This is a genomic window from Deinococcota bacterium (assembly GCA_030858465.1).
Classification (GTDB): domain Bacteria; phylum Deinococcota; class Deinococci; order Deinococcales; family Trueperaceae; genus JALZLY01.
The window spans coordinates 1-14166 of sequence record JALZLY010000126.1 but is presented as its reverse complement, the minus strand read 5'-3'; the positions used below and the strand labels follow the sequence as shown (position 1 = coordinate 14166).

At 65.0% G+C, this 14166-nt stretch carries 18 protein-coding genes; 8 read left to right on the top strand and 10 right to left on the bottom strand.

Features of this window, described 5'->3' with window-relative positions; genetic code table 11:
- From M3498_06050 to M3498_06030, 5 genes are all read left to right on the top strand, one after another.
- On the top strand, positions 1–603 hold a 603-nt coding region (locus M3498_06050; GenBank protein MDQ3458845.1), incomplete at its 5' end, for an SDR family oxidoreductase.
- Positions 600–830 (top strand): hypothetical protein, encoded by a 231-nt coding sequence (locus M3498_06045; protein ID MDQ3458844.1) that lies wholly within the window; start codon positions 600–602, stop codon positions 828–830. The genes M3498_06050 and M3498_06045, both read left to right, overlap by 4 nt.
- Positions 827–1228: a RidA family protein gene (locus M3498_06040; GenBank protein ID MDQ3458843.1), complete on the top strand. Its 402-nt coding sequence runs from the start codon at positions 827–829 to the stop codon at positions 1226–1228. Before M3498_06045 ends, M3498_06040 begins: the two co-directional genes overlap by 4 nt.
- A gap of 248 nt (positions 1229–1476) precedes the next feature.
- The gene (locus tag M3498_06035; protein MDQ3458842.1) at positions 1477–1725 is read left to right on the top strand and encodes a type II toxin-antitoxin system VapB family antitoxin; all 249 of its coding nucleotides are present in this window, start codon (positions 1477–1479) and stop codon (positions 1723–1725) included.
- On the top strand, positions 1726–2142 hold the full coding sequence (locus tag M3498_06030) for a type II toxin-antitoxin system VapC family toxin (protein MDQ3458841.1): 417 nt from the start codon (positions 1726–1728) through the stop codon (positions 2140–2142).
- A gap of 77 nt (positions 2143–2219) precedes the next feature.
- On the opposite strand, the gene M3498_06025 is transcribed toward M3498_06030, so the two are convergent.
- Positions 2220–2435, bottom strand: a complete 216-nt coding sequence (locus M3498_06025; GenBank protein ID MDQ3458840.1) for a hypothetical protein — start codon at positions 2433–2435, stop codon at positions 2220–2222.
- Positions 2436–2543: 108 nt separating this feature from the next.
- On the opposite strand from M3498_06025, the gene M3498_06020 reads away from it, so the two are divergent.
- Positions 2544–2828, top strand: a complete 285-nt coding sequence (locus tag M3498_06020) for a hypothetical protein (protein ID MDQ3458839.1) — start codon at positions 2544–2546, stop codon at positions 2826–2828.
- A 62-nt stretch (positions 2829–2890) separates the two neighbouring features.
- Here M3498_06020 and M3498_06015 read toward each other — a convergent pair whose 3' ends face one another.
- From M3498_06015 to phnD, 5 genes are all read right to left on the bottom strand, one after another.
- The gene (locus tag M3498_06015; GenBank protein ID MDQ3458838.1) at positions 2891–4492 is read right to left on the bottom strand and encodes an FAD-dependent oxidoreductase; all 1602 of its coding nucleotides are present in this window, start codon (positions 4490–4492) and stop codon (positions 2891–2893) included.
- 146 nt (positions 4493–4638) lie between these two features.
- Positions 4639–5442 carry a phosphonate ABC transporter, permease protein PhnE gene (phnE, locus tag M3498_06010; GenBank protein ID MDQ3458837.1) on the bottom strand — a complete coding sequence of 268 codons (804 nt, stop codon included), beginning with the start codon at positions 5440–5442 and terminating at the stop codon, positions 4639–4641.
- On the bottom strand, positions 5439–6239 hold the full coding sequence (phnE, locus tag M3498_06005; GenBank protein ID MDQ3458836.1) for a phosphonate ABC transporter, permease protein PhnE: 801 nt from the start codon (positions 6237–6239) through the stop codon (positions 5439–5441). The genes phnE (M3498_06010) and phnE (M3498_06005) overlap by 4 nt, the downstream gene beginning before the upstream one ends.
- Positions 6239–7030, bottom strand: a complete 792-nt coding sequence (gene phnC, locus M3498_06000) for a phosphonate ABC transporter ATP-binding protein (GenBank protein MDQ3458835.1) — start codon at positions 7028–7030, stop codon at positions 6239–6241. Before phnC ends, phnE (M3498_06005) begins: the two co-directional genes overlap by 1 nt.
- A gap of 63 nt (positions 7031–7093) precedes the next feature.
- Complete coding sequence (phnD, locus tag M3498_05995) at positions 7094–8020, bottom strand: phosphate/phosphite/phosphonate ABC transporter substrate-binding protein (GenBank protein ID MDQ3458834.1); 927 nt, start codon at positions 8018–8020, stop codon at positions 7094–7096.
- A 429-nt stretch (positions 8021–8449) separates the two neighbouring features.
- Between phnD and M3498_05990 the strand changes: the two genes are divergently transcribed.
- Both M3498_05990 and M3498_05985 read left to right on the top strand, forming a co-directional pair.
- Positions 8450–9274, top strand: a complete 825-nt coding sequence (locus M3498_05990; protein ID MDQ3458833.1) for an HAD-IIA family hydrolase — start codon at positions 8450–8452, stop codon at positions 9272–9274.
- 31 nt (positions 9275–9305) lie between these two features.
- Positions 9306–10250: a sugar-binding transcriptional regulator gene (locus tag M3498_05985; GenBank protein MDQ3458832.1), complete on the top strand. Its 945-nt coding sequence runs from the start codon at positions 9306–9308 to the stop codon at positions 10248–10250.
- A gap of 60 nt (positions 10251–10310) precedes the next feature.
- On the opposite strand, the gene glpK is transcribed toward M3498_05985, so the two are convergent.
- From glpK to mqnB, 4 genes are all read right to left on the bottom strand, one after another.
- Positions 10311–11837: a glycerol kinase GlpK gene (glpK, locus tag M3498_05980; protein ID MDQ3458831.1), complete on the bottom strand. Its 1527-nt coding sequence runs from the start codon at positions 11835–11837 to the stop codon at positions 10311–10313.
- Positions 11838–11960: 123 nt separating this feature from the next.
- Positions 11961–12881 carry a class II fructose-1,6-bisphosphate aldolase gene (gene fba / locus M3498_05975; protein MDQ3458830.1) on the bottom strand — a complete coding sequence of 307 codons (921 nt, stop codon included), beginning with the start codon at positions 12879–12881 and terminating at the stop codon, positions 11961–11963.
- A 54-nt stretch (positions 12882–12935) separates the two neighbouring features.
- Positions 12936–13466 carry a hypothetical protein gene (locus tag M3498_05970; GenBank protein MDQ3458829.1) on the bottom strand — a complete coding sequence of 177 codons (531 nt, stop codon included), beginning with the start codon at positions 13464–13466 and terminating at the stop codon, positions 12936–12938.
- A 91-nt stretch (positions 13467–13557) separates the two neighbouring features.
- Positions 13558–14166: futalosine hydrolase (mqnB, locus tag M3498_05965; GenBank protein MDQ3458828.1), on the bottom strand; the 609-nt coding region annotated here is incomplete at its 5' end.

The following is a 14166-nucleotide window of genomic DNA, read 5'->3' as shown; positions in this document are numbered from 1 at the left end:
GTCGTGCTCGACGTCACCGACGACACGCGGGTCTCCGAGGCCTTTGCCGAGGCCTGCGAACGCTTCGGTCCGGTCGATATCTTGGTCAACAACGCCGGGGCCGCCGAGAGCCTGCCCTTCGGACGTGCCGACGTGAACCAGCTCCGGCGCCTGCTCGAGGTCAACCTGGTGGGCACCTGGCTCTGCACCCAGGCCGCCCTGGAGGGGATGTCGGGCCGTCCCTGGGGGCGGGTGGTCAACGTCGCCAGCACCGCCGGGCTGCGGGGCTACGCCTATGTCAGCGCCTACTGCGCCGCCAAGCACGGCGTCGTCGGCCTGACCCGCTCGCTGGCCATGGAGCTCGCCAAGACTCGCGTCACCGTCAACGCCGTCTGCCCCGGCTACACCCGGACCGACCTGCTCGAGGGGGCGGTAGCGACCATCGTTGCCAAGACCGGGCGCTCGCGCGACGAGGCCCTGCGCGAGCTCGCCAGGAGCAACCCGCAGGGCCGGCTGACCGAGGCCGAGGAGGTCGCCCACGCCGTCCTCTGGCTGTGCCAGGAGGCGAGCCACGGCGTCACCGGCCAGAGCCTGGTGATCGCGGGCGGGGAGGTGACGGCGTGAGCGCGGGCGCAGGGACCCAGCCAGGAACGCCCGCGGCTGGGAGCGAGGAGGCAAGGAGCGAGGAGGCCCTGCGCCTGTGGCTGCGCATGCTGGGCGGCGTCAACCTCATCGAGGGCTGGTTGGGGGCGCTGCTGGGGGCGCTCGAGCCCGACTTCGTGCACACCCTCAGCCGGAATCTCAAGGAGCTGCGCGGCGCACTCAAAACCGCGACGGCTGAGGCCTCGTGAAGATCTTGCAACCGCCGGGCTGGCCCCGGCCCAAGGGCTACGCCAACGGTGTCGTCGCCTCGGGCCGCCTCGTCTTCGTGGCCGGGCAGATCGGCTGGGACGCCTCTAGCCGCGTCGTCAGCGACGACCTCGCGGCGCAGGTCCGCCAGGCTCTGGAAAACACCGTCGCGGTCCTGGCCGAGGCCGGTGCTAAGCCCGAGCACGTCACCCGCATGACCTGGTACATCCTTGACAGGGACGACTACAAGCGGCAGCAAGGGGCGATAGGAGCCGCCTACCGCGAGGTCATGGGCAGGCACTTCCCGGCGATGGCCGTCCTCGAGGTCAAGGGCCTGATGGAAGACGGCGCCAAGGTCGAGATCGAAACGACCGCCGTGGTGCCCGACGGTCAACCTTGAAGCGTCCAAACGTCCGGACGTTCCGGTATCCCTGACTCTTGGCGCGGCTCGTTACGCTCCGCCTGCATCCGCAGCATCGACCGTGCGAACTTTACTTGCTGTCGCTCTAAAGTGGCAGGCGGATTTACTTGTGATGCGGCCAAAGAGCACTTTTTCTGCGCAAGCCGCTCCGAATAGCACAGCATTGCCGTTGGGAACGGTTATAGAGACAACGGTAACTATTATAGAAATCTGTTATGCTCATCGCTGTGAGACAAATCAACATCAAAAACGACAGGGCGGCAAAGCTCCTCGACGACATCGTCAAGGCTACGGGTCAGGGTAAGACAGAGGCCGTCATCAGCGCCCTGGGACTTTACTTGAAGAGCTTGGGCGCCTCCAAGCGGGCCGAAGTCGCCACCGAACTCGCCCGCGAACGCCTCCACCCCACCATCGACCCTAAAGCGTTGGGTAGGGTGCCGAGCAAGAAGGAGCAAGAAGAGCTCCTGGGGATGTAGATGGTCGTCGACACCAGCGTCCTGCTGCACGTCGCGTTCGGAGAACCGGGCTGGCAGGCGAGCCTGCGCTGGCTCAGCAAGCAACCCAGCCTGCACTTCTCGGCGGTGTCCCTCGTCGAAGGCCACGCCGTCATCATGAGCCGAGGTCGGCGTGACCCCAAGGGAGCGGTGGACGACCTGCTCGATACCCTGGCGGTGGAGGTCGTGCCCTTCGACGCTCAGCAGGCGGTCTTGGCCCGTGAGGCTTACAGCCGCTACGGCAAGGGACAGGGGCACAGGGCGCAGCTCAACTTCGGTGACGTCATCGTGTACGCGCTGGCCGCCTCACGCCAAGAGACACTCACCTTCGTCGGTGACGACTTCAGCCACACCGACCTGGAGATTGTGCGTCTACCTAGAAACGAACAGGATGCCTAGACGGCTGCTAGGTGCCGTTGCTCCTTTCGGCTTCGACACAAAAATCATGCTCGATCTGTTACTCTCGAGCGTTCGACTCAAGGCCGCCGGTTCCGCCGGAAGAGCCAGTAGAAGGCGATAAAGGCGCCTGCCCCCAGGCCGAGGCGGACCCAGAAGAGGACGAAGACGGTGATGCCGATAGCCGGCAGAAAGACGAGCACCAGCAGCAAGGCGGCCAGCAGCAGCAGGCCGTAGCGCAGCAGCGCAGCCTGGAGCGCGGCGCGGCCGGGAGAGGTCTTGGGTCGGTCGTTCATGCGTTCAGTCCAGGCCCCTGACAGTCCAGGCCTCTGTCCCCCCGCGACTCCTAGCCGGCCGCTACGCGCGCCCTTCACCCCTACCGGCCAGCGCGTTAGACTGGCCGCATGAACCTCACCGCCACGGATTTGGACGGGATCGAAGCGTCTTACTATGCGCTTCTCTTCAGGCGTCACCGCGAGATCAATAGCGGTCGGGGGGGCTCGTTCTGGGAGATCCGCCACGACGTGCCCGGCACCGGCTACCTGGCGCTCGTAAGCCTCGAGGACATCCTGGAAAAGGCCCGGCGCCTGGGCCCCGACCAGCGCCTGACCAACCGCTACTACCACTTCAGCGCCAGCACCATGCGCGACCGCCTGGAGCGCCTGCGCTACTGGACGGACATGGCCTGAGGCCCGCCCCTCTCTCGCGCGCAGAAGGTCGTTTCGAGTTCCGACGAAGCCGGCGCGCGGGTCTAGCCGAACTGGTCGCGCGCCCGCTCGCCTTCGGCCGTGACGCGCGCCTCGTCCCAGCTCAGTTCCTGGGCGAGGAGCTCCAGCACCCTGGGCAAAGCCCCCTTGGCGGCCGCCTGGTCTAGAAAGCTCAAGCGGGTGCGGCGCGCGAGCACGTCCTCCGCGGTGCGGGCGAACTCGCAGCGGACGCTGTAGAGAACCTCGGCCTCGAGGTAGGGATGTCCTTCGGCCAGGAGCGCGCCGTAGCCCTGGGTGGCGAGTTCGGCGACCGCCGCGCCGCGGCTGCCGTAGGTGGCGTTGAGGTGCTCCGCCACGTCGGCGTCTAAGCCGAAGGTGTCTTGAAGCTTGGCCGCGTGAGCAGGGTCGAAGCCCTCGCCGCCCGCCAGCGTGAGGCTCTCGGTGCGCGAGGGCGTCCGCGGCGCCAGCCCACCCACCCTGACCGCCTCGTCCACGGTGTCTAAGGCCATCTTGCGGTAGGTGGTCCACTTGCCGCCGGCGATGGTGACCAGGCTGGAGTCGCTCACGTTGATGACGTGGTCGCGCGAGAGCCGGGCGGTGTCGGCGGCCTTGGGGTCGGAGACCAAAGGGCGCAGGCCCGACCAGCTCGAGCGCACGTCGCCCCGGCTCACCGGCAGGTCGAAGTAGCGGTCCACGTGGCGCAGGATGTAGTCGATGTCGGCGTCGCCGGCCTTGGGGTGGGCCGTGATGGCGGCGGGGTTGTCGGTGGTGCCGACCAGGGTGTGGCCGAGCCAGGGCAGTAAAAAGAGCACCCGGCCGTCCTCGGTCTGCGGGATCAGCAGGCCGGTGTCGGGCGGTGAGAACTTCTTGTCCAAGACGACATGCACGCCCGAAGAGGCCGAGAGCAGCGGGGCGGCCTCCGGCTCGTCCAGCTGCCGGATGGCGTCGGCGAAGGGGCCGGTGGCGTTGACGACGACCCCCGCCGAGACCTGCCAGCGCGCGCCGCTCAGGCGGTCGTGGAGGGCCGCGCCGCGGACCTTGCCCTTCTCCTTGACGAGCCCTTCGACCTCGACGTGATTGGCGACGGCCGCGCCCGTTTCGGCGGCGCTGAGGGCGAGGGCGACGTTCATGCGGGCGTCGTCGAACTGGCCGTCGTAGTAGAGCACGCCGCCCCTCAGCCCCGCCGTGCGGATCATGGGAAAGCGCGCCTTGGCCTCGCCTTTGCTCACGAAGCGGCTGGGCCGGAGCTGGGCCTTGCCGGCCAGCCAGTCGTAGATCTTCAGGCCGGTCAGGTAGTAGGGCAGCTCGAGCCGGCTGTAGAGCGGCGTCAGGATGGGCAGCGGCCTAGCCAGGTGGGGGGCGATCCTTAACAGGGTGGCCCGCTCGTGCAGGGCGTCGCGCACCAGGTTGAACTGGCTGCGGTCGAACTTTTTCACCGCCTGCTCCAAGTAGCGCACGCCGCCGTGGATGAGCTTGGTGCTGCGGGAGCTGGTCCCCGCCGCGAAGTCGCCGCGCTCGACCAGGGCCACCTCGAGCCCGCGGCTGGCGGCGTCCAAGGCCGTCCCGGCCCCTGTCGCCCCCCCGCCGATGACCAAGAGGTCGAAGCGCCCCGTCTTCAGCCTGTCGATGTGCTCTTCGCGGTTCATCGTTCTCCTCGAGTGTCGGGGTGTTGCAACACCGAGGGAGGGCTGGACCAGCCCTCCACCAGCGTGTAGATCATCGGGATGTAGGTAAATGCCGTAAGAAACAGCAACGTCGGCAAGAGGTAAAGAGCAACGCGCTTCGGCATCTGCTAGATCACCCTGCTGCGCAACCAACCCGAGACGATCTCGCCGAAGATCACCACGGCCAAAATGGCTATGAGCACCGTTGCCGCCACTTGCCAGGCGAAGGTGTCGATCGCGCCTTGCAAGATGAGGCCGATGCCGCCGGCGCCAACCAGGCCGAGTACGGTGGACTCTCTGATATTGATGTCCCAGCGCAGGATGCTGACGGCAAAAAAGGCGGGCAACACCTGGGGAATAATCGCAAAGAGCACCACCTTGCCTTTCGAGGCGCCGGTCGCCTCGATGGCTTCCACCGGCTTGCGGTCGATCTCCTCGATGGCCTCGGCCATGAGCTTGCCGACAAAACCGATGGAGCGAAACGCGATGGCCAAGATGCCGGCGATCACGCCGGGGCCGAAGATGGCGACGAAGAGCAGCGCCCAGATGATGGTGTTCACGGAGCGCGTAGCGACCAGGATAAAGCGGCCGAGCCAGAGGGTAAGGTTGTTGGGGGTGGTGTTTTGGGCCGAGATATAGGCGGTCGGTAAGGCCAGGAACAAGGACAGGAACGTCGCCAGCGTGGCGATGTTGATCGTCTCGATCATGGCCCAAAAAATCTCGTCCCAGCGCGACAGGTTGGGTGGCGTCATGCGCCTCAGCAGGTCGGCGATTTCGCCGGGGGCGTCCCAGACCCAGGGCCAGAAGATGTCGAGCGTGCGCACCGACCAGAACACGACGACGATGGTGACGAGGTAGGCGAGGTAACGCAAGAGCTTCTCGCGCAGGCTGTAGCGTTGCCAGCGGTAATGCTCGGGTAGTGCGCCCTTCACGTGAGGCTCCTCCGCAAGCGCCCGCTCACGCCCTCGCTTACCAGAATGATGGCGATGATCACCACGAGAATAGCAAAGGCGAAGTCGTAATCGAAGCGTCTGAAGGCGTTCATCAGGGTGCCGCCGATGCCACCCGCCCCGACGATGCCGACCACCGCCGAGGCCCGCAGGTTGCTGTCGAGCTGATAGATGCTGAGGCCGACCTGGCGCGGCAGAATCTGCGGAAACACGGCGTAGAGGAGGGTTTTGAAATAACCTGCCCCGGTCGCCTGGATGGCTTCAACCTGCCCTTTACTAATCTCCTCCACGGCCTCGGCGAGGAGTTTGCCGACGAAGCCGAGCGAATAGAGGGTGAGCGTCAGAATGCCCGCTAGGGGGCCGAAGCCCACCGCCTTTACAAAGATAATCGCCACGATGACGGGGTGAAAGCTTCTGGCAACGATGATCAGACTGCGTCCGAGCGCGTAAACCGGCAGGGGAGCCACATTCCTGGCCGCCATGATGGCGACGGGAATGCTGATGAGCACGCCCAACAGCGTGGCGACGATGGCGATCTGAATGCTCTCGAGAAGGCCGCTGAAGAGGAGCTGGCTCCTTGAAAAGTCAGGGGGAAAGGCCCCTCCGAAAATGCGCACCGCTCGAGGAAAACCCTGCACGATCCGCTCCCAGTTAAAGGGCAGGGTGCTGATCATCCAGTAAAGGTAGAGCAGCACCAGAACGAAAAGGCCGTAACGCAACCAGGGATTCCTGATAAAGGGCGGCTTGCGCCAGGTGCGGCGCGCGGTCCCGGCGGCCATCAGGTGTTGGCGGGCAGAGCCTCGCCCGCTTCTGCCGGTGAACCCTCAGCAGGGTCTTCACCCGTATAGATGCTGTCCAGTACACCCTGATCGAGGTCGCCCGCGACGCCGTCAAAAATGATTCGGCCGTAGCGCAGGCCGACGATGCGCCCCGCGTACTCCTTTGCCTGGCCGACGTTATGGATGTTGATCAGCACGGGCAGCGAGAACTCCTGGGAGAGTTCGCCCGTGAGCTGCATGATCTGCTCCGAGGTTTTGGGATCGAGCGAAGCGGTCGGTTCGTCCGCCAGCAGGATTTCAGGCTCCTGCATGAGCGCCCTCACCACCCCTACGCGCTGGCGCTCGCCGCCCGAGAGCGCATCGGCGCGCTTGTTGACGTAGCCCTCCAGGCCCACGCGCTCGAGCAGATGAAAGGCCCGGTCGATGTCACTACGCGGAAAGCGTCGGCTCATCGCCTGAAAAAAGCCGACGTAACCCAGCCGCCCGGAGAGCACATTTTCCATGACGGTCAGACGGTCGACCAGGTTGAAACCCTGAAAGATCATGCCGATGCGCCGCCGCGCCTGCCTGAGCCGGTTGCCCCGGAGCTTGACCAAATCCAAACCGTTCAGCTCGATGGACCCTGAGGTCGGCTCGACCAGCCGGTTGATACAGCGCAACAAGGTGCTCTTGCCCGCCCCTGACGAGCCGATAATCGCGGTGATCCCCTTGCCTTCAACCGTCAAGTCGAGGCCCTTGAGGACGGCCTCGCCCGTCCCGTACTTTTTGACCAGATTAGAGATCTCGAGCATATAGCTTCTTCACAGGAATTCAAGAAAGGGGAGTCGGCCCTTTACAGAGCCGACGCTCAGAACTTACTGCAAGCCCGCCGGCGTGTACTCGACGTTGTTGAACTCCTGGATCTCGCGGATAACCTGCCAGTGCTCCTGATAGTTGATGGGGATAAACTTGCTCACTCCTTCAAACTCATCGCCCAGCGCGGTTCCTTCGAAGTCGAAGCTGAAGAAGGCCTCTTCGATCCTCTCGATCAGGTCCGGGTGCAGGTTGTAGACGTAGTTGTACGAGGTGGTGGGGAAGCGCTCCGTCTCGTAGATGATCTTGACCTCAGCGGGATCGTAGAGGTCCCGAGCTGCCATGCGCTCGACCACTTCCGAGGCTACCGGCGCGGCGTCGTAGTCGCCGGCGACGACACCGAGCATCGAGTTGTCATGGCTCCCAGAGAAGATGATCTCGTAGTCTTCACCGGGGACGACACCCAGGCCGGGGAAGAGGGCTTCCGGTGCCTGGTGCCCCGAATTCGAGGTGGGCGCAGTGTGCGCGACGCGCCTGCCCCGCAAATCTTCCATCGTGTCGATGCCACTGTCCACTCGAGTGTAGACCTGAAGCGTGTAGCCAAACTGGCCTTCGTCGCTGCCCATGAGGGCAAAGGGAACCGCACCAGCCAAGTTGACGGCGAAGGGCGTCGGCCCGGTCGAGAAGCCGGCGATGTGAAGCCGGCCGCTACGCATCGCCTCGACCTGCGCCGAGTTGGACTGCACCGCGAAAAAGCGCACCTCTCTACCTGTGACCTCGGCGAGATGGTCGATAAAGGGCTGCCAGATGTCTCCGTAAATGGCTGGATCCTCGACGGGTGTGTAGGCAAAGATGAGCGTGTCGGGATCGACGAAGTCGGCGGGATCCGTGGGCGGATCGGCGACCAAATCACCGTCTTCATCGCAGAACATGACGTCCAGCTTGCCACGATTGCTGCATTCTTGCGCCGTAACGAATTGCAACGACATGGCGAACGTTAGTGTCAGCACGAGAGCTAGAATCCTGAAGCTGACGACGGGGCTGGAAATGGCTTTGCTCATACTATCCTCCCAATCCTAAGCGTCACCGCTGCCAGCCGTTGCAGCCGGTGCGGGTACGGGTTTCGGTGCAGTGACCTGGCTAGACTCTAGCATCCGCTGTTACGTATGTCAATTTTTGTCGAACGGATGTTCTGCTCCATTTGAAATATGTAGCGAGCTTGCGAACCGTAGTCGTGCGGCACATCACAGCCGACAGTTGTGGCCCAAGGAGCCCTCCACACCGTCAATCGATGGCTTTCATCGATGGTTTTTCAATGTCCCGTCTTGACCAAAACGCACTCGAGTGATAGCCTTGAACGAATGTTATAAAACTATACACACTCGTTCAAACCTTCGACCTCGAGGCACCGCATCGTCATGACCGTCAAGCCAACCCCGCCGCTTCACCGCCGACGCCGCATCGACGCTTTTGCCTTCGATCTGGACGGCACCATCTACTTGGGCCCCAGTCTCCTGCCGGGCGCTCTGGCGTTGCTGAGCTTTTTAAAGGACAGCGGCTGCCCTTTTGTCTTTGTCACGAACAACTCGTCAGTATCCGGCGAACGCTATGTGCGCAAGCTGGCCGATTTGGGCATTGTGGTTGACCGCCAGAGCGTCTTGACCTCAAACGATGTTGCCGCTGAACACGTGCGTTCCCTGGGACTCAAGGCTCCCGTGCTTGTGGCCGTTCCCGAGGTCGAGGAGGAGTACCGCCAAAGGGGATTCATGCCTGGCGCCGTCTCGCCCGACTGCGTCATCCTCACCTTCGACACCACCCTGACTTATGAGAAGCTTTGCCAAGCCGCCCGGTTCATTCGCCGCGGCTTGCCCTACTTTGCGACCCATCCCGACCTGGTCTGTCCCACCCTCGACGGTCCGGTTCCCGACTGCGGCTCCTTTATCGCCCTGCTCAAAGCCGCCACGGGTGTCAGCCCCGTTCTTCTGGGCAAACCCAAAAAGCCCATGGCCGAGGCCGTCGTGCAGCGGTGCGGGGCGGCGCCAGAGGCGATCGCCTTTGTCGGCGACCGGCTCTATACCGACATCCGGCTGGCAAACGATCACGCCTTTTTTGCTGTTCTCACGCTCACCGGCGAGGCGTCCTTGGAAGATATCGCGACGAGTCCTTTCGTCCCCGATCTGGTGGTGGACTCTCTCGAGAGCCTGCTTGGACGGCTGCAGCGGGATGGTATGCTCTTGAGCTAGTGCCTTCTATGCGTGAAGAGACCGACCAACTATGCGTGAAGAGACCGACCAAACCTTCGAAGACGCCCTCAAAGTGGCGCGGATGTACTATCACCTCAACCTGACCACCGCGGAGATCGGCGCCCAGCTCGGCGTGCCCCGGCCTACCGTGTCACGCCTGTTGAGTTGGGCCAAGGCCCACGGAATCGTCGAATTTCGCATCCTCGACCACCGCCGTTACCAGCTCGAGCTGGAGACGAGCTTGGAGAAGAAATTTGGGATTGCCGAAGTGAAAGTCGTACCGCTAGGGCCGGACGCCACTGATGCGGAACGAAGGGAGGCGGTGACACGCTTTGCCGCGCACTACCTGAGCAGCATCCTGGGGCCGAACATGAGCTTGTCGGTCGCCTGGGGCGCCACGGTTTCGGAACTGGCCCGGAGGTTGATTCCCAAGCCTCTCCCCGGGATGGATGTGGTGCAGATGAACGGTTCGGGCAACAGCGGGAGCGGCATTACCTACGCTGCGGACATCATCTCTGCTTTCGCCGCGAACTATCAAGCGAGAGCCCATCTGCTGCCCATCCCGGCCTACTTCGACAACCCCGACACCAAGGCCGGCATGTTCAGGGAGCGCTATATCAAGCGCGTGAACGACATCGCCGAGCGCGCCGACGTAGCGCTCTTCAGCATCGGTGTTCCCGACGCCAACTCCTATATCTACCAAGCGGGCTACCTCGAGAAGAGCGAGCTCGACCGGCTTCTCACCGACAAGGTGGTAGGGGACATCGCCACCGTCTTCTTCCGCGCGGACGGCGGCTATAAGGACGTGGCGATGAACCGGCGCTCGAGCGGCCCCGCCCTCTCCTCGCTGAGCGGGCACCGTCACGCCATCTGCGTGGTGGCGAGCGAGAAGAAGCGCGAAGGCATTTTAGGCGCGCTGAGGGGCGGTTACATGAATACCCTCATCATCGACGAGCCCACGGCCAGAACGTTGTAAGAAAGTGGGTGTAGTGAGCGAAAGGGCTGAGGAGAAGCTGTGGCTGGGAGCTCAGCACCGTCAACTTTCTCTTTCCCAACCCTTGGAGCGTTCCAAGGCGCGCTCCCAACCGTCCAGGAGCGCGTCTCGCTGGCTGTCCTTCATGGCCGGCTCGAAGCGCCGCTCCTCGGCCCAGGTCGCGGCGATCTCGCCCTGGTCCTGCCAGAAGCCGACCGCCAGGCCGGCCAGAAAGGCGGCGCCCAGGGCGGTCGTCTCGGTGACCTTGGGCCGGATGACCGGTACGCCCAAGACGTCGGCCTGAAACTGCATGAGCAGGTCGTTGCTCGAGGCGCCGCCGTCGACGCGCAGTTCGGCCAGTGGCGTGCCCGCGTCCTTCTCCATCGCCCTGACCACGTCGTGGGTCTGAAAGGCGATGCTCTCCAGGGCCGCGCGAGCGAGCTCTCCCCGGCCGCTGCCCCGGGTCAAGCCGACGACGGCGCCGCGGGCGTAGGGGTCCCAGTGGGGGGCGCCCAGGCCGACGAAGGCGGGCACCAGATAGACGCCGCCGCTGCTCGACACGCTCCGGGCCAGGTCCTCGACCTCCGCGGAGGTCTTGATGAGTCCCAGGCCGTCGCGAAGCCACTGCACCACCGCGCCCGCCACGAAGATGCTGCCCTCGAGCGCGTAGGTCTCGTTTCTGGGGGTCTCGTTTCTGGAGGTCTCGTCCGCCCCCAAACGCCAGGCCACGGTGCTGAGCAGGCCGTGCTCGGAGAGCTTGGGCGCGCCTCCGGTGTTCATCAGGATAAAGCAGCCCGTGCCGTAGGTGTTCTTGGCCTGACCGACCGAAAAGAGGCTTTGCCCAAAGGAGGCGGCCTGCTGGTCGCCGGCGATGCCGGCGATTGCGACCGGCGCGCCCAACAAGTCGGGAACGGTCTCGGCGTAGACCTCGCTCGAGGCGCGGATTTCGGGCATCAGCGCGCGGGGGATAGCCAAGATTTCCAGAAGCTCGTCGTCCCAGTCGCCCGTCGCAAGGTTGTAGAGCAGCGTCCTCGAGGCGTTGGAGGCGTCGGTGAGGTGCGCCCCGCCCCCGGTGAGCTTCCAGGCCAGCCAGCTATCGACCGTGCCGAAGGCGAGCCTGCCCGCCTCGGCCCGCGCTCTGGCGCCCGCCACGTTGTCGAGCAGCCAGCGCAGCTTCGTCGCCGAAAAGTAGGGGTCCAGGACGAGGCCGGTCCTGTCGCGGAAGAGGCCCTCCAACCCCCGCGCCTTGAGCGCGTCGCAAAGGGGCGCGGTGCGGCGGTCCTGCCAGACGATGGCGTGATGGAGGGCCTCGCCCGTCTCGCGGTCCCAGAGCAGCGTCGTCTCGCGCTGGTTGGTGATGCCGAGCGCGGCCAGGTCACCCGCGCGGGCGCCCGCACGAGCGAGCGCCGCCGCCAAGACGCGCCGCTGACTCCCCCAGATCTCCTCGGGGTCGTGCTCGACCCAGCCGGGTCGGGGATAGTGTTGGGTGAGCTCCTCTTGCGCTGAGCCGACGATCCGTCCCGCGCGGTCGAAGAGGATCGCGCGCGAACTGGTGGTGCCCTGGTCGAGGGCTAGAACGAACTTGGCCACGTTCACCTCGAGATGGTCGCGGCTGGGTCACCGCGAAAGAACTCGGCAACGGCAGTGTCGGAAAAGTGTCGGCAAGACTGTCACGGCCGGCCGCCGCCTTTGCGGTGAGCTCGCCGGCCCCCGCTAGGCCTTGCCCGCCGAGCCGAAGAGTTCCATCCGGCCCTTGACGACCTCGCGCATCTCGTCGCGTGCCGGGCCGAAGATCTTGCGCGGGTCGAACTCCTTGGGCTTGTCCTTCAAGACCTCGCGGACGCGGGTGGTCAGGGCCAGGCGCAGGTCGGTGTCGGTGTTGATCTTGGCGATGCCCTCGGTGACCGCCTGCCTGACGTCCTCGGCGTGGATGCCGGCGGTGTCCTTCATGTCACCGCCCGCCGCCACCAGGCGCCTGACCAGCTCGTCGGGCACGCCGCTGGCGCCGTGCATGACGAGCGGTTGGGGCAGCAGTGCGGCGATCTTCTTGATGCGCTCGTGGTCGATGAAGGGCCGGCCCTTGCCCTTAAAGGCGCCGTGCGAGGTGCCGATCGCCACCGCCAGATAGTCGGCGCCGCTCTCGTCCATGAACGTCTTCGCCTCTTCGGGCTTGGTGAGGATGGCGTCCTCCTCCGAAACCACCACGTGCTCCTCGACGCCGCCCAGGCGGCCGATCTCGGCCTCGACGGTGACGCCGACGGCGTGCGCGGCGGCCACCACCCGGGCGGTTTCGCGAATGTTGACCTCGGGCTCCTCGTGCGACATGTCGATCATCACCGAGGTGAAGCCGTAGCGCAGCGCCCGCAACACCGATTCAAAGCTCGAGCCGTGGTCTAAGTGAATCGCCACGGGCACGGTGGCGTCCTTGCTCATGGTGACGACGATGTCGACGAGCTCTTTGCCGCCGTACTTGAGGGCGCCCTCGCTGAGGGCTAAGAGCACCGGGCTTCTCGTCTCCTCGGCGGCCTCCATGATCGCCTGGGTGATCTCCATGTTGTTGGTATTGAACGCCCCGACGCCGTATCTTCCGGCGCGGGCAGCCGCTAAGATGTCCAGCCCTGTCGTGAGTGCCATGCAGAGAGTATACCCCAGGAGCTAGGAGCTAGGAGCCAGGGGTCGGGGGTCGGGTCAGCAGGTAGGCAGCACCGGGATGGAGGGGCTGACGAAGGTCCTCGAGTAGCCGCCCAGGCTGCGGATGGTCAGCTCGACGCGGGTGCTGGGCCCCGGGATGGGCTCGACGATGATGCTCGAGGGGCCGGTCTCGCCGCTGACCTGGCCCTCCATCAGGTCCTCGGCCAGCGAGAGCGGCGCGCTGCGGGGCAGGAGGGTGTAGGTGAGGGTGATGGTCTCGCGCCCCCGGCCGCTCTCCGGCTGCGGGGGCGTCAGGCGCACGCGCCCCCTCTCCTCGCCCGTCTCCTCGCCGATCAGGACCGACTCCCAGGAGCCCAGGTAACCCAGATAGTCGAAGGAGTAGACGAGCCGCGTCTCCAGGTTGTCGCAGATGATGTACCTGCCGCTGCGGTCTTGAAGGTTGCTTTGATAGGTGAAGTTGAAAACCTCGACGGGAACGGAGCCCCGAACGGTGCAGGACGAGAGGACGAGCGCCAGGCCGAGGATGCCGAGGGATGTGCTGAGGGATGATGTGATGAGATGCTTCACTGGAAACGCCTCCAGGGCTGTCATGTCAGCCGATCATAACTCAAAGGTCATAACTCAAAGGTCATAACTCAAAGGTCTGACAACACCGCGCTCAGCACTCGCGCAGGAGGTCGAGTACGGCCTGGTTGGCGGCCAGCACCGCCGCCGCGAGCCGCCAGTTGCGCTTGTCGCGCTCGCCGACGAGGTTGCTGATCCCCCGAAGCTCGCCGAAGGGGACGCGCAAGGCCGTGCAGACCTGGGCGGCGGCGGCGCCCTCCATCGACTCGACGATAACGCCGTGCTGCCCTGCCAGCCGCTCCGCCTCCTCGAAGGTTCCCGTGACGGTCTCGGAGGTGCCAAAGCCGCCACTGAGGGCGCCCGTGATCTTTTTTAGCGCGATCAGGAGTTCAGGATGGGTGGGGAAGAGGTTGTAGTAGGGGGGGCGGCCGTCCAGGAGCGGGAAGCCGAGCGCCCTCATGTCGTGCCAGCCGCCGCCGTCCCGCAGCCCGCTGTCCAGGTGAAGCTCGTGCGCCGCCAGGGCGAGCTCGCCCGGCTCCAGGCCACTGCCGGGAAAGGCCCCGCCGACGCCGAACTGAAGGACGGTCTCCGCCCCGGTGGCCTCGAGCGCCAGGGCGAGGCCCGCGGCGGTGTTGACCTTGCCGACGCCCAGATGGGCCAGGAAGACGGGCAGGTGAGCGAAGTGGCCGCGGTAGAGCTCTCC